This is a genomic window from Mesorhizobium sp. WSM3864 (assembly GCF_002294955.1).
Lineage (GTDB): Bacteria > Pseudomonadota > Alphaproteobacteria > Rhizobiales > Rhizobiaceae > Mesorhizobium.
Genome location: NZ_NSGD01000016.1, coordinates 43,373 through 61,642, shown reverse-complemented (window position 1 = coordinate 61,642; position 18,270 = coordinate 43,373). Strand labels below are relative to the sequence as shown.

12 protein-coding genes and 4 pseudogenes are annotated in these 18,270 nt (G+C 58.6%); 12 read left to right on the top strand and 4 right to left on the bottom strand.

Annotated features, from left to right (window positions below; all coding sequences use genetic code 11):
• Positions 1-33: 33 nt before the first annotated feature.
• A pseudogene (nifH, locus tag CK215_RS24650) lies at positions 34-208 on the bottom strand (nitrogenase reductase); the annotation flags it as partial.
• Between the two features lie 435 nt (positions 209-643).
• On the opposite strand from nifH, the gene CK215_RS24645 reads away from it, so the two are divergent.
• The 9 genes from CK215_RS24645 to CK215_RS24600 all read left to right on the top strand — a co-directional run bounded on the left by CK215_RS24645 (position 644) and on the right by CK215_RS24600 (position 12,915).
• Positions 644-1,237, top strand: coding sequence for a NodA family N-acyltransferase (locus tag CK215_RS24645; RefSeq protein ID WP_095825975.1), 594 nt, complete (start codon positions 644-646; stop codon positions 1,235-1,237).
• 127 nt (positions 1,238-1,364) lie between these two features.
• The gene (nodC, locus tag CK215_RS24640) at positions 1,365-2,639 is read left to right on the top strand and encodes a chitooligosaccharide synthase NodC (protein WP_095776603.1); all 1,275 of its coding nucleotides are present in this window, start codon (positions 1,365-1,367) and stop codon (positions 2,637-2,639) included.
• A 43-nt stretch (positions 2,640-2,682) separates the two neighbouring features.
• The gene (nodI, locus tag CK215_RS24635) at positions 2,683-3,705 is read left to right on the top strand and encodes a nodulation factor ABC transporter ATP-binding protein NodI (RefSeq protein WP_095802360.1); all 1,023 of its coding nucleotides are present in this window, start codon (positions 2,683-2,685) and stop codon (positions 3,703-3,705) included.
• Between the two features lie 3 nt (positions 3,706-3,708).
• Complete coding sequence (locus CK215_RS24630) at positions 3,709-4,497, top strand: ABC transporter permease (RefSeq protein WP_095802359.1); 789 nt, start codon at positions 3,709-3,711, stop codon at positions 4,495-4,497.
• 292 nt (positions 4,498-4,789) lie between these two features.
• Complete coding sequence (locus tag CK215_RS24625; protein ID WP_095832481.1) at positions 4,790-6,805, top strand: carbamoyltransferase; 2,016 nt, start codon at positions 4,790-4,792, stop codon at positions 6,803-6,805.
• A 656-nt stretch (positions 6,806-7,461) separates the two neighbouring features.
• On the top strand, positions 7,462-8,931 hold the full coding sequence (locus tag CK215_RS24620; RefSeq protein WP_095832499.1) for a PLP-dependent aminotransferase family protein: 1,470 nt from the start codon (positions 7,462-7,464) through the stop codon (positions 8,929-8,931).
• Positions 8,932-9,952: 1,021 nt separating this feature from the next.
• Positions 9,953-10,600 carry a chitooligosaccharide deacetylase NodB gene (gene nodB / locus CK215_RS24610; protein WP_095802358.1) on the top strand — a complete coding sequence of 216 codons (648 nt, stop codon included), beginning with the start codon at positions 9,953-9,955 and terminating at the stop codon, positions 10,598-10,600.
• Between the two features lie 595 nt (positions 10,601-11,195).
• A complete protein-coding gene (locus tag CK215_RS24605) occupies positions 11,196-11,846 on the top strand; it encodes a LysE family translocator (RefSeq protein ID WP_095832498.1) in 651 nt (216 codons plus the stop codon).
• Between the two features lie 256 nt (positions 11,847-12,102).
• The gene (locus tag CK215_RS24600; protein WP_245418787.1) at positions 12,103-12,915 is read left to right on the top strand and encodes a TIM barrel protein; all 813 of its coding nucleotides are present in this window, start codon (positions 12,103-12,105) and stop codon (positions 12,913-12,915) included.
• Here the strand turns inward: CK215_RS24600 and CK215_RS24595 are convergent.
• Entirely contained in the window at positions 12,892-13,869 is a 978-nt protein-coding gene (locus tag CK215_RS24595; RefSeq protein WP_095776596.1) for a LysR family transcriptional regulator, read from the bottom strand. The two genes, CK215_RS24600 and CK215_RS24595, sit on opposite strands and share 24 nt — an antisense overlap.
• Before the next feature lie 571 nt (positions 13,870-14,440).
• Here CK215_RS24595 and nolL point away from each other — a divergent pair.
• On the top strand, positions 14,441-15,562 hold the full coding sequence (gene nolL, locus CK215_RS24580) for a nodulation factor fucose acetyltransferase NolL (RefSeq protein ID WP_095832476.1): 1,122 nt from the start codon (positions 14,441-14,443) through the stop codon (positions 15,560-15,562).
• 18 nt (positions 15,563-15,580) lie between these two features.
• Here the strand turns inward: nolL and CK215_RS31910 are convergent.
• Positions 15,581-15,690 (bottom strand): annotated as a pseudogene (locus CK215_RS31910) (acyltransferase); the annotation flags it as partial.
• A gap of 68 nt (positions 15,691-15,758) precedes the next feature.
• Here CK215_RS31910 and CK215_RS24575 point away from each other — a divergent pair.
• Positions 15,759-16,664, top strand: a complete 906-nt coding sequence (locus CK215_RS24575; protein WP_095832475.1) for a LysR family transcriptional regulator — start codon at positions 15,759-15,761, stop codon at positions 16,662-16,664.
• A gap of 211 nt (positions 16,665-16,875) precedes the next feature.
• Positions 16,876-17,565, top strand: a pseudogene (locus CK215_RS24570) (MFS transporter); the annotation flags it as partial.
• Between the two features lie 108 nt (positions 17,566-17,673).
• Here CK215_RS24570 and CK215_RS31905 read toward each other — a convergent pair.
• A pseudogene (locus CK215_RS31905) lies at positions 17,674-17,920 on the bottom strand (MFS transporter); the annotation flags it as partial.
• Positions 17,921-18,270 lie beyond the last annotated feature (350 nt).

Here is an 18,270-nt window from a genome sequence, read left to right as displayed (position 1 = left end):
CATTCCGAGATGCGCGAAGATACATCCACCTGTTTGCAATTCCCCTGCCTGCTTGGAGTCCGGCGCACGCTGGATCACTGACATCTTCCTGAGTTCGGACGATGTTGTCGCGAGGCAGGAAGGGGATGAGCTTGGAATTGAGCCTGGATGCCAGTGTGTAGGCGAGGTTGAGCTCGCGGTCGGTTTGACGCTCATTGCAGATCAGTCCGCTCGATGCACGACATGCGGCTCGACTCCAGCAGCGTCTCACCAAGAGAGCCGACGCGCTGGCGGCACGTTGATGGCCGGCTGTGACGACGGCTTCGACATCATTGTCGTTGGTGGGTCGGCCCTTCCTCCACTTGATCGCTGCTTCGGCACGAGGCGCAGACACGCCGCTGGCGGCCGCTCTTGAGGCAGGTTGTGTCACCGACAGCCGCCATCGCTGCCGTCGCATTATCGGGCCGATCGAGGAAGACCAGAAGGTTTAGATCAGGGCTTTGAAACGCATGGTGTTAACATCCACAGTGTGGATGCTCGCCATCTAAACAATCAATTTTACCAATCCGAGCGGGTCATTCATAGACCGCCGCACATGACGTACACCGCCGTTGCACCACCGCGTGAGGTACACAAAAGAACCCGAAAAAAAGGAAGTCTTCGCATGCGCTCTGACGTGCAGTGGAGGTTGTGCTGGGAAAATGAGTTGCGGCTTACCGATCATCTCGAACTCTCTGAGTTCTTCCGGAAGATCTATGAGCCTGTCGGAGCCTTTAGTGCAAAGGCATTCGCGGGCGGTCGAAGTTGGGCCGGTGCAAGGCCGGAGGTCCGCGCAATCGGCTATGATGTGCACGGGATAGCGGCTCACTTGGGCGTGCTGCGCCGATACATCAAAGTGGGCGACGCTGATCTCCTTGTCGCTGAACTCGGTCTATACGGGGTGCGTCCGGATCTTGAGGGGCTAGGAATCGCCCATTCGATCAGCGCGATGTATCCAGTGCTGCAGCAGCTTGGCGTTCCATTCGCTTTCGGCACGGTTCGGCACGCGCTCCGGAACCATCTTGGCAGGTTCTGCCGCAAAGGCTTGGCGAGCATTTTGTCGGGCGTTCGCGTGCGTTCAACCCGCCCGGACGTGTACCCAGATCTGCCTCCCACGCGAATCGACGACGACGTGCTCGTCATGGTGCTCCCAATTGGACGCTCAATGAGCGAGTGGCCGGCCGGCACTTTGATCGATCGGAACGGTCCAGAGCTATGAAGAACACCCGCAATGATATCAGTCACCGCGACCCGCCCCTCATCGCATTGACCGATCTGAACCCAGCATTGACCGCGGATTTGTTGTCCGCTCGCTTCCTCAAATGTACTGAAAAATCTGACATCTCATGAACCTCTTTGTCCCGGCCAGTATTGTCGCCGTCTGCTCTTATGCGCTGCTGTCGACCGTCTATAAGACCGCGCAGGTGCTTTATACCCTGCCTGCAGACGTACCGCCGTCCTCGGGCGAACCGGCCGGCTGTGAGCCTTGGCCGAGCGTCGATGTCATTATCCCGTGCTACAACGAGGCACCTCGCACCCTCTCGGACTGCCTGGCTTCCATTGCAAGTCAGGACTATGCCGGAGAACTGCAAGTCTATGTTGTTGATGATGGTTCTGGAAACCGCGATGCCCTCGTAGGTGTGCACGAGGAATACGCGCGCGACCCGAGGTTCAATTTCATTGCGCTCCCAAAGAATGTCGGAAAGCGCAAGGCACAGATTGCGGCGGTTCGCCGCTCGTGCGGAGATTTGGTGCTCAATGTAGATTCGGACACGATACTCGCACCGGACGTCATCACAAGGCTTGCGCTAAAGATGCAAGATCAAGCGATCGGCGCCGCCATGGGCCAGTTGGCGGCTAGCAATCGCAATGAAACTTGGCTGACGCGGTTAATTGACATGGAATACTGGCTCGCCTGCAACGAAGAGCGGGCAGCGCAGGCTCGGTTCGGTGCCGTCATGTGTTGCTGCGGTCCGTGTGCCATGTACCGGCGAACCGCGCTTGTTTCGCTGCTTGATCAGTACGAGACGCAGCGCTTTCGAGGGAAACCGAGCGACTTCGGTGAGGACCGCCACCTTACGATCCTGATGCTGAAGGCAGGCTTTCGAACAGAATATGTCCCGGAGGCCGTCGCGGCAACAGTCGTTCCCAACAGCATGGGGCCTTATCTGCGCCAACAACTTCGCTGGGCTCGGAGCACGTTCCGTGACACGTTGCTGGGGCTCCAACTGCTGCGCGGCCTTAATATCTATCTCACATTGGATGTGATTGGGCAGAACCTTGGCCCATTATTGCTGTCATTGTCGCTCCTGGCGGGGCTCGCGCAATTCCTAACGACGGGTACCGTGCCTTGGACGGCGTGCCTGACGATTGCGGTCATGACTATAATTCGCTGCAGCGTGGCAGCGTTTCGTGCGCGCCAACTTCGATTTCTCGGATTCTCGCTCCACACACTCATCAACATTTTTCTCTTGCTCCCATTGAAAGCATACGCGCTGTGTACATTGAGCAATAGCGATTGGTTGTCGCGAGGCTCTGCGGCCAATGTGCCAAACATCGGCGGCGCCGTTCCAAAGCACAACTTGGTGGGATCTGACGCAACTTACAGCGAACAGCAATAGTCACGTAGGTGGAAGAGCTTTGAGCCAGGACCAGGAACATCAAGTGTTGAGTCGGAAGTTGGGCCCAGAGGATTTGCGGCGGCTCGAGACTGGTCCGATCGAACGGAAGTCTCACGGGCAAACAAGCGCGAAAAGCTCCCTGCCTGGCCCTCTGTCGACCGTGGCTGTCGATTTTGCCGGCGTAACCAAGTCGTATGGGAACAAGGCCGTTGTCGACGAACTGTCGTTCAGCGTTGCGTCGGGCGAGTGTTTCGGCCTCCTCGGACCAAACGGCGCGGGCAAAAGCACGATTGCGCGTATGCTCCTTGGCATGACATGCCCTGACGCGGGCACGATCACAGTGCTCGGCGTCCCGGTGCCGGCGCGAGCTCGGCTGGCACGCAGGGGCATTGGCGTGGTCCCGCAATTCGACAATCTTGACCAGGAATTCACCGTACGCGAGAACCTGCTGGTGTTCGGCCGCTACTTCGGCATGAGCACACGCCAGAGCGAAGCAGTCATCCCGTCCCTTCTCGAATTCGCTCGCCTCGAGCGAAAGGCGGATGCGCGTGTCTCGGAACTGTCCGGCGGGATGAAGCGATGCCTGACGATGGCGCGGGCGTTGATCAACGACCCCCAGCTCATTGTGATGGACGAGCCGACAACCGGCCTCGATCCGCACGCGCGCCACCTGATTTGGGAGCGGCTGCGCGCCCTGTTGGCATGCGGCAAGACGATTATCCTGACGACGCATTTCATGGAAGAGGCTGAGAGATTATGCGATCGGCTGTGCGTGCTCGAAAGAGGTCGCAACATCGCCGAAGGCCGCCCGCAGGCGCTTATCGACGAGCATATAGGATGCCAGGTCATGGAGATCTACGGCGGCGATCCGCACGAGTTGCATTCGCTGGTCAAGCCACATTCTCAGCGCATCGAGATCAGCGGCGAAACCCTTTATTGCTATGGGCCAGACCCTGACCAGGTGCGCACGCAACTGCAGGAGCGTGCAGGTCTGCGTCTTCTTCTGCGCCCAGCCAATCTCGAGGATGTTTTCTTGCGGCTGACCGGGCGCGAGATGGAGGAGTGAACGATGATTGAAGGTTTTGCCGCGGCGCTGCCGGCCAATGCGTGGAACTGGGTTGCGGTGTGGCGCCGCAACTATCTGGCATGGAAGAAAGTCGCACTCGTGTCGATTCTCGGTAACCTCGCCGATCCGATGATCTATCTTTTCGGACTCGGCACCGGACTCGGCATAATGGTCGGCCACGTTGACGGTGCGTCGTATATCGCCTTTTTGGCGGCCGGTATGGTCGCGGTAAGTGCGATGACCGCCTCTACCCTCGAAACATTGTACGCGGCTTTCGCTCGCATGCATTCTCAACGCACATGGGAAGCCATGCTGTACACGCACGTTACCCTCGGCGACATCGTTTTGGGTGAACTGGCCTGGGCAGCCACCAAGGCCTTCCTGGCCGGTACGGCAATTACGATTGTCACCGTAACGTTGGGCTATGCAGCCTGGCCGTCCGTCCTCTATGCGCTGCCAATCATTGCTCTGACGGGGTGCGTATTTGCGAGCCTCGCGATGATCGTCACCGCACTTTCGCCCAGCTACGATTACTTCGTATTTTACCAGACGCTTGTGCTTACACCTATGCTGTTCCTGTCGGGCGCCGTTTTCCCATTGAATCAGCTGCCTGACGCCTTTCAGAAGATAGCGCGATGCATGCCGCTGTCACATTCGATCGACCTCATTCGACCTGTTATGCTTGATCGCCCGATCGCCGGCATCGCCCTGCACATCGGTGTGCTCGGCCTATACGCACTGTTGCCATTCTTTCTCTCGATGGCGCTGTTGCGCCGCCGACTGATGCGCTGACGCGAAAGAGAGAAGGAGATAAATCATGCCCTATGAGCGCAAATAAAAACGACATCGCCAGCATGTGCCGCGAAGGGTTTGGCTGGCGTCAATACAATCTCACAACGCTATGGGACCGGCGTCTCGAGCACAGAATCTTATGTTGATCCCGGCGGACCCAAGAGGATTTCTTTGAGGTCAGTGATGTCTGACTGGCGTTCGCCGGGACGAATGACAACGCAGCCGGTCTTTCTGATCGAACGGCCTCGAGACAGGCCAATTTAGTATTCTTGTACGACAAACGGAGAGCCAGATGCTGTGTCTAGGATTGAACGGCGGATTGGACAAAGTCCATGAAAACAGGTTTCAGATTCCAAACACATTCATGCACGATGGCGCTGCGGTGCTCGTCCGGGACGGACAGGTCATTGCGGCAGTAGAAGAAGAGCGCCTCAATCGGATCAAACATTCCAACAAGCTCCCAATTAGCGCGGCTCAATACTGTCTTTCAGCAGCCGGGGTTCAGCTCAGCGAAATCGATCGTGTGGCGTTCTACGCTACCGAAGCCTACTCGAATGCCATGCTAGAAAACATGCTTGTTTCCCAGCCGGATGCCTCCATTCCGTTGGATGCTAAACTGTTGGTGCAGAAGCTGTTGGCGCAGGAATTCGGTACCGAACTCGACGCTTCGCGTATCTCATTCGTAAGTCATCATCAGGCGCACGCCGTGAGTGCTTTTGCAATGTCGGGCTTCGAGCAAAGTCTGATTTTTGCGGTCGATGGCTCTGGTGATTTCCTGTCGGGCCTAATGGCGATAGGATCCGGTACTGAAATTACGCAACTCGCGACTTTCCCGGAGAACAATTCCCTTGGGCAATTTTATCTCGAGACGATCCGGTATCTCGGCTACGGCTTGTTCGATGAATACAAGGTAATGGGGCTAGCCCCCTACGGCGATCCCGTTGCCTATCGCGAACTTTTCGAGCAGTTCTATGAACTCTCAGCAAACGGCGAGTATCGCGTCCACCTGGACCGCATCGGTCCGACTTTGCTCCGCAGCATTCAGGTGCGGAAAAAGGGAATGCCATTCACCCAGCAGCACAAGGATGTGAGTGCGTCGTTACAGGAAGCGCTCGAACGCATCGTGTTTCACATTCTTCGGCATTATCGTGAGGCCACCGGGATGACGCGGTTATGCCTGGCCGGCGGAGTTGCGCACAATTGCTCCATGAACGGCAAGCTCCTCTATTCAGGACTTTTCGAAGACATCTTCGTGCAGCCTGCATCGCATGACGCTGGGTGCGCATTAGGCGCTGCACTAATCGCGTCTAATGAGCTGGGCCGCCCCGCGCCGCGTGCGCGATTGCAGGAGGTTTATTGGGGGCCGGATCTCGCGAGTGATCACGCTGTCGAAGAGGAACTAAAGGCATGGGCGGGGCACCTGGAGTTTGAACGCACCGAGGAAGTGGCGGATAGGGCAGCCGAGTGGATGGCCGGTGGGGCCGTGATCGGCTGGGTGCAAGGTCGTTCGGAGTTCGGGCCGCGCGCGCTCGGAAATCGCAGCATTCTTGCCGATCCCAGGCCCGCCACAAACAAGGACCGGATCAACGCTATGGTCAAGAAGCGGGAAGGGTATCGCCCGTTCGCCCCATCTGTGCTGGAGGAGGATGCGCGCGAATTCTTTGACCTTCCGGGGAGTGCGGGCGAATTTCCGTTCATGAACTTCGTAGTTCGTGTGCACGATTCCAAACGTGGTTTGCTCGGCGCCATCACGCACGTCGACGGTACGGCTCGGCTGCAAACAGTATCGCGCAAGGCCAGTCCTGCCTACTGGAACGTTATCAATGCCTTCAAGCAGCGGACTGGCATTCCAATGCTGCTCAATACGTCCTTTAACAACAATGCCGAGCCGATCGTAGATTCAGTTGCAGACTCGATTGCCACGTTCTTGACGACAGAGCTGGATGGACTTGTGGTCGGGCCGTACCTCGTCAAAAAACGGGCCGCAACGCTGCAGGACTGGACTGCGCTCGCGGTTTCATTGCCGCCATATGTATCCCTGCATAAAGTCCGCGCATACACGGCGCAGGATCGCCAGGAGACCGTCTGCGAAATCCGAACGGATAACCGTGACTGCGCGCGTATCTCACATGACTTGTTCGATCTGCTGACGCGGATCGAAGGCGAGGCCGTGCTCGCAGAGCTCCTCGACACAACCACGATGGATCAAGCCCAGCGCGAGGCTCTCACATCAGAGCTGAGACGGTTGTGGGAGCAGCGCCACGTTCGGATGCACCCCTCACAAGCTGCTCGCGTCCACCAAAAATGATGCCAGAGCCTGGACGACCGATACCAGCTGCCGAAACACCGGTGCGTCCAAGCACCTTCATATGACAAGCCGCTTGGTGCGGGGGATCCGGAGCAATTGGCCGAACACCCGGATCCTGATCCATAGCCATTTATTGCAGTCCGCAGGTTTTTCGACTGGTGCCGGGCCAATATATCGACTTCAGCCTCGGCCTGGCGCTCACCATGAGCTTGCGCAAGGCATGGCGCGGATCTGGAGCCCCGCACAATGGCGCGCTTCGAAGCGTCCCGGCGAAGGGCGAGTCCGAAGGTCAAATTCGTTCACGGAGCCGGCAGTTGGAGCCGCGTCGAACGCGTCATCGCCTCGTGTCGAGGGCAGCGAATGAAAGCGTGGCCAAGGCGAGCTGTTCTCAAGCTGCGCCACGCGTCGCTGAAGTATTTCCGCGAGGAACGTGGAATTGCTAGCGTGACGCGAACCTCAGTTGGCACGCCGATCTAAACCATGCGAGTTCGACTGGAGCGCCGCGGCCTATCGCGCGGGCAGCCGAGTTGGCCGTTCGCAGACGGTGCCAGTTTATCAGTCTTGGATCGGTGGGGCGGGCTCGGGCATCGACTTCGGACATGCTCTTGGCTTTCGGCAAGAGTAGCTGCAAACTGGTCCAGTTGGGAGGAAAAGAAATGGTCCAGTTTCCAGGTCCCGGCGGCTCAAACCGCTCGTACGGCATGGGTGCGCGCCAGATCTACGAATCGCTTCGCGAGCAGATCCTCAGAGGCGTCTACGACGCCGGCAGCCAACTGCCCTCCTCACGTGGTCTCGCCGAGGAACTTGGAGTCTCGCGAACGACCGTCACCGCTGCCTACGAGCAGCTGGCGGCGGAAGGTTTCATCGACGTCCGTCAAGGCGCGCGCCATCGTGTCGCATCCTCGCTGATCGGACCTGAGCTAACCGCCAATCCCCCAAAACGGGCCGGCCCGGGTCACTTGTCGAACTATGGCGAACGGCTGCGTGGCACTCCGCGCTGGCCGGATCACCTGCCCAACAGGCTGAAGATCGATTTCCGATATGGCGACCTGGCGCCCTCAGATTTTCCGGCACCGGTTTGGAAGCGCGCGATGAACGCGGCTATCGCGCAGCGGCCTGCACGGCTCGCCTACGACCATCCGTGCGGTTCGCGCCGGCTGCGCCAGGCGCTTCAGGGCTATCTCTGGCGCGCCCGTACTGTGCGCTGCGACCCTGAGCAAATCGTCATCGTCAATGGGTCGCAGCAGGGGCTCGATCTCTGCGCGCGCCTGCTGCTCGACCCAGGGGACAGCTTCGTCATCGAGGACCCCTGCTACAGGATGGCACGCCAGGTCTTTGCCAGTACAGGTGCCACGCCGGTTCCGGTCGAGGTTGACGAGCATGGCATGCAGACGGAGCAACTGGCGGGGCTCGCGGCTCGGCTGGCCTATGCGACGCCATCGCATCAGTTTCCGCTCGGCGGTGTCATGCCGATCGCGCGGCGGCATCAGCTTCTGGAATGGGCGCGGGACGAGGGCGCCTACGTCATCGAGGACGACTACGACAGCGAATATCGCTACGATATCAGCCCCGTTCCCCCACTGCACAGCCTGGAGGATCATGGGGCCGTCATCTACCTAGGCACCATCTCCAAGACGCTCTCGCCGATGCTGCGCATCGGCTATCTCGTCGTCCCGGTGGAATTGCAGCAGGTTTTCGAAACCGCCAAGCAGTTTGCCGACCGGCATTCTCCGATGGCCGAGCAGGAGTCATTGGCCTCTCTGATCGAGAGCGGCAGCTATGAAAGCCATGTTCGCCGCGTGCGCCGCCTCAACGGCGAGCGCCGGGAGGTGTTGCTGACCACCATGAAACGGAGTTTTCAAGATAGGATCGCCGTCCAAGGGGCAGAGGCCGGACTGCACGTCGTCATATGGTTCAACGACCTGCCGCGGTCGCGCGAAACGGCGTTGGTCGAAGCCGCGCAATGCGCAGGTCTAGGTCTGCACCTCATTTCGCCGCTTTATCATGGGCAATCGGGAGCAGGCGAGGCCGATCGCGTCGGGCTTGTCATGGGCTATTCCGCCTTGAGCATCCGGCAGATCGAAAAAGGCGTCGAGATGCTGCGGGACGTCGTCGCTCAACTCTGAGACGCTGACAGTTTCCGCATGCGGAGTAGGACACGTTCGCGGGTGCTCATCGTAAACAGTTCATCGTTGAAAGCAGCCGGGCAACGGCCGCACTCATGGCCGGCTGACTTGGGTTGATGCTGCTTGCCCCCCCGTGAGGTTGCACTTCGGTCGGTGCGTCGCACGACCAGGAGGTTCAGATCAAGGGCTTGATCTCATCTATTCACAAACTGGATGCTTGTCATCGAAGCAATCGATTTTGCGGATTGGACAGGACGTCGCATAGGAAGATGCAGCCCTAAAAGGATTGTCGATGTATACGTTGGCTCCGAGGAGCATTTCTGGTGTGTGCCTCCTGGGCTGCGCCGAACTTAGGCGAGCCGATCCGCTTTCCGATCAGGTTCGTCGGTGATCGGCGCAAGCTGCATCGGGTCGGCTCTTCGCCACAAGCTCCCTCAGGTGGCGTAGGCGCCTACCTCAAGCATCAACAAGGTTGAGGTTTTCCCATGCGCTCCCAAGGACGGTGGAGGTTGTGCTTGGAAACAAGTTGCAAGTGGCCGATCATGTCGAACTCTCTGACTCTTCCGAAAAACCTATCGAGGGACTGATCCTTTGATGGAAAGCTATTCGCAGCCGTTCGAAGTTGGGCTGGGGCTTCGGCCTAACGGCTACGACGCGCTGGTCGTCACGGCTTACTTGGGCCTGCTGCGCCGCCATCAGGATCGGCGAGGTTGATGTCGTGGCGGGAGAATTCGGGTTGCACGCGATGCGTCCGCATCTTGATCGGTTCGGAATCAGCAATTCATTTTGTATACCATATCCAGTGCTTTCTCACTTGGGGCACGCGCTGCGGAACCAATTTGAGGTCCTGCAGAAACAGGCGTGCGGCTATCGCGTCTACTTTCGCGTACGATCCCACTCCGGAGTGCCGAACCTCGACCGGCCGTCTCGCGCGTTTGAGCACGTGCTCTCGTGGCTATGCCGATTGCGGGGCCGATGAGCAAATGGCCGGTACAACAATTGACCGGAAGGATCCAGAGCTATGAAATATCATGATGAAAGATGGGAGGTGCAGAGTGAATGCGCTGATGGAAGTCGGAGCGTTTATCTGACGTTTGACGACGGTCCCGATCCATTTTTCACGCCACAGATACTCGATGTGCTGGCGCAAAATGGGGTGCCAGCGACTTTCTTCGCCATCGGTGCCTGTGCCGCAGAGCACCCGGATCTCATCCAGCGAATGATCGCAGAAGGGCACGAGGTAGGCAACCACACCATGTCTCATCCAGATCTGTCCAAATGCGACTTGGGTGAAGTGCAACGTGAGGTATTTGAGGCCAACCGTGCCATTATGGCAGCATGCCCGCAGGCCTCGATCCGCTACATTCGCGCGCCATACGGCGCCTGGAGCGAAGAAGTGTTCACTGCGTCAGAGATCGCCGGGCTGGCCGCCCTTCATTGGTCGATAGACCCAAAGGACTGGGCGCGGCCCGGCACCGACGCAATCGTCGATGCAGTGCTCGCTTCGGTCCGGCCTGGCGCAATCGTGCTCTTGCATGACGGTTGCCCTCCCGACGAGTCCAGCACTCAAGCCAGTCTGCGCGACCAGACCGTTATGGCGCTGTCCAATCTGATTCCGGCATTACATGCCCGCGGATATGAAATTCGCTCGCTACCAGAACATCACTGAAATGCCGGATTGGACCTGCTTCCCGCCAGAACCTTGTGATCTCGCGCATGAAGGCTTGCAGGCCGGTTACGCCCTGCGCACAAGCACTTCGTCGACCTCGGACGAACTGCGACCGTTCGCTTAAGCGTGGAAGGTAGTTGTCACCTGCCGGACCCGCGCACGCTCTTGGCATTACCTGGCCGACGCGCTCTCCTGGAGGTTGTTTTAACATGGCTCATTTTGCGTTAGCTCAATTCATTGGGCTTGCCAGAGGCCTATACCACATTCCTGCGTGATCGCGGGCCACAAGGTTTGGGAAACTAGCCGCCGTTGCCGTCGTTGCGGGATATGCACCACCGCTCGGCTGCGAAGGACGCAGGCCGTTGCCAGACTCGCCCACCCCGCCGCGGGATCTGTCCCTGATCGGATCGGCGCGATGCCGTCTTTCGTCAACTGGACCACGTCGATAGCTTCTGACTGGCCGTTTTCAGCAGGTCAGATTGCCAGTAGCTGACTGGTAACGCAAGGAGGGCCTTGCACCGAGCGGGCGGGCATCTGACCGAGAGATCGCCGCGCTCATCCCAAAAAATCGTGAACCTCGTTGGAATCGACCATGATGCCAGAACTGACCCCGTTCGCCCTGTATCTCGCCGCGGCCTTCATGCTCGCCATCACGCCAGGTCCGGGCATCTTCTACGTTGCCGCGCGCACGCTTGCCGGCGGTCGTGCGGAAGGTATCGCTTCCAGCTTCGGCACCGGGGTAGGGGGCATGATCCATGTCCTCGCCGCAAGCTTAGGTGTCTCCGCGATCGTGCTCGGGAGCTCGGAACTGTTCTCTGCATTAAAGCTGTTCGGCGCGGTCTACCTCGTCTGGCTGGGCTTGCGCACCTTTCAAACCGCCCGCCGCAAGGGAGCGACTGGCGGCCATGACGGCCACCGGGTGAGTCCAGTCGGACCCCGGCGGGCATTTCGTGAAGGGGTGCTGGTCGAGGCTCTCAACCCGAAGACGGCAGCGTTTTTTTTAGCCTTCCTTCCGCAGTTCGTGAACCCGAGCGCAGGGTTCGTAGCTCTGCAATTCGTGGTGCTTGGCTCCTTGTCGATTGCACTCAACACGCTTGCCGACATCGTGGTTGCCTTCCTGGCCAGCGGCATTCAAGACGGCGCGGCAGCGCGTCCCGGGTTGATCCGCCGCCTAAGGGAAGCGTCGGGCGGCGCGATGATCGCGCTGGGCGTAGGCCTCGCTCTGGCCAAGAACCCGGCTGCCTGAATTGTGAATCCGATCGGTTGGCCGTCTCTGTGGGTTGGCGGGTTAGCTTGCGCAAGCAGATGGATGGCCCGAGCCAGCTTCGGTCATTGCACCTATTCAGGCAATTTCTCGGAAGGCGCGGCACCACAGTGAGAGAAGCGTGAGCTCGACCGACTCGCCTCCCGCATGAAGATCATTTCGGCCCTCGCATATCAACGGACGGTAGAAGACAAGTCAGCCGAGAATGGCATCCGTTTCCTGGAAGGAAAACCAACCCATGCGCCAAGCATCGCCCCGCTTTGCACTCGATCATATGGCGACACCCGGACTTGACGTCGGGGCACTTTTCGCTTTTGCCCGCGACCAAGGGCTGACCGAGGTCCAGATCCGCGGCCAGCCGCGCAGCAATGCGGTTGCACTCGGCATCCCGGCAGCGGACGTCCGGTCTGCCGCCGCCGAAGCAGGCGTTGGGATTCTTTCCGTCAATGCCTTGCAGCGCTTCAATGAGTGGACACCCGCCCGCAAGGCCGAGGCGAGCAAACTCGCCGATTACGCGGCCGCCTGCGGAGCCAAGATGCTCATGCTGGTCCCGGTCAACGACGGTTCCTGGCCCGCCAATGGCGAGCGCCGGGGCGATCTCCACGCCGCCTTGAAGGCGCTCAAGCCGATCCTCCAGTCGCGCGGTCTGATCGGTCTCGTCGAGCCGCTGGGCTTCCAAACCTGCTCGCTTCGATCGAAGAACGAAGCGGCTAAGGCCATCGCCGCTGTTGATGGCCAATCGGTATTCCGACTCGTGCACGACACGTTCCATCACACGCTCGCCGGGGAGACGTTCTTCTCCTGCGAGCTGACCGGTCTAGTGCACATTTCAAGAGTGAACGATCCAATCCACTGGATTTACCCGGATCGCGTCCTGGCAGGTTCCGACAATGGCAGCCAGATCCGGGCGCTGCTTGATGGCGGTTATGGGGGCCCCTTCTCATTCGCACCGTTTGTCGATGCAGCCCACCCGCTCGATGACTTCGCAGGCGCACTTGCCGCAAGCATCGATCTAGTCCGACACGGGCTATTGACCCGACTGGCGGCCTGAGACGCGGGTGTGGGGGTGCCTGCGGCGCCCTTTGGCGTCCGGCGGAGAAGTCATTCGAGACGCCTCCTGTAACAACACCTCTCGCATCCAGATGCTTGCCGGATCGCTGTTGTGAAGGGCGGGCCACTGGACGGCCTCGGTGAATGCGGGAAGCGGCAGCGGAAGTTCGACGATCCGCAGGGGCAAGGTTTTTTCGAAATATTTAACCAGCCGGAAGGGCATGCTGGCGATACGAGCTGTGCCTGAGACCATCGGCGGGATCATGCTAAAAGCCTGTACGACGATCTCGATACGTCTCTTGAGACCATGCTCAAGCAAAAACCGTTCCTCCATGGATGGCGTCAGCGCATGGCCGAACTTGACCGCAACGTGCCTCATAGACATGTAGCTCTCGAAGGTAAGCTGCCCTGGCAGCTGCTTGTTCGTGGGGCAGCCGACGCACACGAGTGTCTCGTCGAACAGCGCCGCTCTTGGATGCGCGCTCGACATGAACAATTCGGGACAAATCAGGAAATCGACGTCGCCGCGCCGGAGAAGCTCATCCGGATCGTCGTCGAGCGGCAGCAATTCGAAGCTGACGCCGGGTGCTTCGCGTGCAACACGCTCCACGACCTTTTCAAAAAACACGAGTGTGACGAAATCGGAAAGAATGATCCTGAAACGGCGATCGGATTGAGCCGGGTTAAACGGATCCCAAGAAATAATCGAGGATTGGATTGTCAGGAGTGCGCCGCGAACTGCGGGAGCGAGTGTCTCCGCACGCTGCGTTAGAACACGTTCGCGTCCGCTCATCGTAAACAGTTCATCGTTGAAATAATCGCGCAGCCGGCCGACGGCCGCGCTCATGGCCGGCTGACTCAGGTTGATGCTGTCTGCCGCCGCCGTGAGGTTGCGCTCGCTCAGCAGTGCGTCGAGCACGACGAGAAGGTTCAGATCAAGGCCCTTGAAGCGCATGGCTTTCACTTATCCATAGCGTGGATGCTCACGATCTAAACAATCGATTTTACCAAACTTCAATGGCGCTGCATAGATGACCGCACCCGAGATGCACCCGATCACGCCACTGCACGGCGTAGCGGCTCACTTGGACCTGCTGCGCCGTTTCCTCGCGGTCGGCGAGGTTGATTTCTTGGTAGGCGAACTCGGATTGTACAACGGTGCAAGTCGGATCTTGAGAGACTCGGAATGAGCCATTCTATCCGCGTCATGCGTGTCCCACCGCAGCAGCCTGACATTCCATTCGCTTTCGGCACGGTTCGGCACGCTCTGTGGAACCACCTTGAGAAGTTCTGCAGAGACCGCCTGACGGCAATAGTGCCGTGCGTTCGCGTCGCCGCACATGATCGCGACCGCCGCCGCGATCGAGGTAGCGATCAGGCGCTGAGATTTTGTCCGCTCGCTTGCAGCCAATCGCCCCACAATACCATGCCCGATCCCCGTCAGTTTCGATCCTTTGCGCCGAAACTGGCGCGCTCGCCGTGCCCGCAGACAGCACGTAGCAATGCGATAGATAGGCTGGAGTCTGATGCTTGATCACATAACAATCGGAGCGAAAGCACGCGACTCGCGCCCAGCCGGAACAAACAACCGAGACCCAAGCTTTGATTTCGCCAAGGGTATACTCATTACTTTAGTGATAATTGGGCACTTATTACAATATTGCATTTATCGAGGCACTGACGCCTTCTGGCTTTCGCCGTATTTCAAGTCGATATACATATTTCATATGCCTCTCTTTATGGCCATAAGCGGCTATCTATCTTCTGGGGCAATTTTGCGAAAACCATTCATTCTGGGGGTCCGCAATCGAGCAACCCAGCTACTGCTGCCAATGCTTTTTTGGTGTGCGTTGATTTGGACGCTAAAGTCCACCGTGATGGTCCCGACGAAGAGTTTAACTGGTGGGTTGTTGGATCTTTTGAACGAGGTCATTGGAACATACTGGTTCATATGGGCGGCGTTTATGTCGTTCGTCCTGGTTAAGTTTTTTACAACTTTCAGTCGTCTATCGATGTGGATCATAAGCGCATCTGCAATTGCGGTCGCAATCGCCCCCATCACATCATCGATAATCCCGTCGTTAAGATACACATACCCATTTTATTGTTTGGGTTTCTTTTTTGCCCAGTCGAAAGGGTGGCAAGAAAGTATTATCTGGACCCACAAATCAATATTTTTGTTCCTACTTTCGATAGCAGCTTTCATATGCTTGCTATGGTGGGATAAGCAGACCTACGCCTTCAACAATCTCGTGTTAATCAATGATGGACGGTCAGCTAAGCAAGTATTGCTAATGTTCGCCGGCTCTGCGGCGGCTTCTGCAGTGGCAATGCAGTTTATGTTGCAATGCTGGAGAATCGGGTATTCGACCAGAACAGCTCACTTTGTAGCGGTCGAGCTTGGTCAGAGCACGCTGCTGCTTTACCTGGTTCAGGGTGCCGTGTTTCGCCTCACGGATTTTATACAGTTTGGAGAAGTCTGGAATCTCACGACCAGAATCGCGTTCGCAAGTGTTCTTGGAGTGGCCATTGTCGTAACAGCGATGGCAATTCGCAAGTTTGTGGGCGACCTTGGATATGTGTCGCAGATCGTTGTCGGAGCGCCGCCACGCCCAAGCCTGCTCAAACCTCAATCTGTGATCAATTAGCCACGTGAAAAATTCAGTTCATAGCTCCGGACCTGTCCGATCAACAGTTGTACAGGCCGGCCATTCGCTGATCGGCCGCGCAATCGGCATAACCCGAGCACTTCCTCCACACGCGTGGGCGGCAGGTCAAGACACAACACCTTGGACTTACGCAATGGTCGCGATGACAAGCAACCACGTTGCGGACGGATGAGGCATGCGCTTCAAAGGCCTTGATCTGAACCTTCTCGTCGTACTCGACGCACTGCTGACCGAGCGCAACCTCACGGCGGCGGCAAACAGCATCAACCTGAGCCAGCCGGCCATGAGCGCGGCCGTCGGGCGGCTGCGCCATTATTTCAACGATGAACTGTTTACGATGAGCGGACGCGAACGTGTTCTAACCCCGCGTGCGGAAACACTCGCTCCCGCAGTTCGCGGCGCACTCCTGCACATCCAGTGCTCGATTATTTCTTGGGAGCCGTTTAAGCCGGCTCAATCCGATCGCCGCTTCCGGATCATGGTTTCGGATTTCGTCACACTTGTGTTTTTTGAAAAGGTCGTGGAGCGTGTTGCACGCGAAGCACCCGCCATCAGCTTCGAATTGCTGCCGCTCGACGACGATCCGGACGATCTTCTCCGGCGCGGTGACGTTGATTTTCTGATCCTTCCCGAATTGTTCATGTCGAGCGCGCATCCAAGAGCGGCGCTATTCGACGAGACATTCGTGTGCGTCGGCTGCCCCACGAACAAGCAATTGCCAGGGCAGCTTACATTTGAGAGATACGTGACGATGAAGCACATTGCGTTCAGGCTCGGCCGCGCGCAGATGCCATCCATCGAGGAACGGTTTTTGCTTGAGAATGGCCTCAAGAGGCGTGTCGAGATCATCGTTCAGGCTTTTAGCATGATCCCGCCGATGGTCTCGGGCACATCTCGTATAGCGACCATGCCGCTCCGGCTGGTTCAGCATTTCAAAAACACCTTTCCCTTGCGGATCATCGAACTTCCGCGGCCACTACCCACGTTCACCGAGGCCGTCCAATGGCCCACCCTTCACAACAGCGATCCAGCAAGTACCTGGATGCGGCAGATAATGTTGCAGGAGGCGTCCCGCATGTGAAGTTGCGGGTGCTCGCTGGTCCAGCTCTGGATTTTACTCAGCGCCTCGTACGGGTGCAAACGGCGCGCAAAAAATTGGGCCTGGCTCTTCGATGATTTTGGCATGACGGTGTGGTGCTGGCTTCCGACACTGTCCCCGGGTGCTTCCCGGAGGTCACGCGGCGTGCGCATCGAAACTGGAGACCCGGTTCATGACCGAATCCGCGATATACATGGACGGAGTTCTGCATGACCCAGAACAGCCAAAATCAACGGTCGGGTCCCGCCCTGCGGTGCGGTCATCTCGCTTGCCTTAGGCACCTTCGGGCTTGTGGCGGCAGAGTTTCTGCCTGCCAGCGTGCTGACGCCGCTCGCGCATGATCTCGGTATCACCGAGGGTGCAGTTGGACAGGCGCTGACAGCGACTGCAATCGTCGGTGCCATCGCCGCGCCGACGATGGCCATCATCACAAATCGCCTTGACCGCAGGATCGTCATGTGGGCGATGACGCTGCTGCTGATCCTGTCGAACGTTCTATCGGCCGTCGCGGGGTCGCTGCCGGTTCTTGTGACCGCCCGCGTCGTGCTCGGAATAGCGATCGGAGGCTTCTGGTCGATTTCAGCAGCGCTGGCGATGCGGCTCGTTCCAAGTCACCTTCCTGCAGCGCGCCATGTCGATCATCCTCACCGGCGTTACCGTCGCTAAAGTGCGCGGCTCCTATCGGCGCCTATGTCGGCGACATCTGGGAATGGCGAACCGCCTTCATCATCGCTGCGGTCGTAGCCGCCATTACACTGATAGTGCAACTCGTGACCCTTCCGAGGCTGCCTCCGATGGGGCCAGCTTTCGCCGTCTGCTGGACGTGGCCAGGAACCCGGCGAGCAAAGTCGCGATTTTGGTCGTCCTGCTGGCGGCGTCCGGGGCCGATTGCGAAGCCTGCAACCGCCAAAGATCGTGCGCAGGATCGGCCCGCGCGGCCGATCTGATTGCATCTATCCCCGCGCTTTCACTTACGGCCTCTTTCAACGGTCTAGGCATCGCGCTTGGGGCCGAGCAAGAACACCGTCAGGGCAGCGAGGAACGAGGCTACGGCGCTGTAGGCAAAAACACTGGCCACGCCGGCATTGTCCACGAGTAGTCCGCCGAAAACCGCGCCGGCTGCAGCGGCGCGCAGCACCATCCATGTCTGCATACCCACCGGCACCCGCCGAAGGCAAAGCCCCATACGAAACCGCAATCACCGCGGCCCACGCCGATGCTCCCAGCGCGATGGCCACTTGGAACGTTGCGGCCATCAGTCCACCGGCGTTCTCGGCATGCTCGGGAGTTGGGACCTGCATCGACCGCGTTTTTTTAGTGGGTGATTGCGTGCGCAGGCCGGGGATCTGGGATGACGCGGCCATCGCACCTCTACCATTGCGCTGTTGCTGCTCCCCCGTCGAGGAAGGTCTTTGACGCCTCCCGCTCATCAGCACCGCGCCGGTCTGCACGTGGTAAGGATCGAGTTCGGCTGGGCGTCAGGATCGTTGCATGATCGAGATGCCTTGATTTGCTCGCGGGGGCGCCCATCCGAAAAACTTTTTTTGGGCCCGAAGGCGGACAAGAATGTTGCAAGCGCGACCAAAAG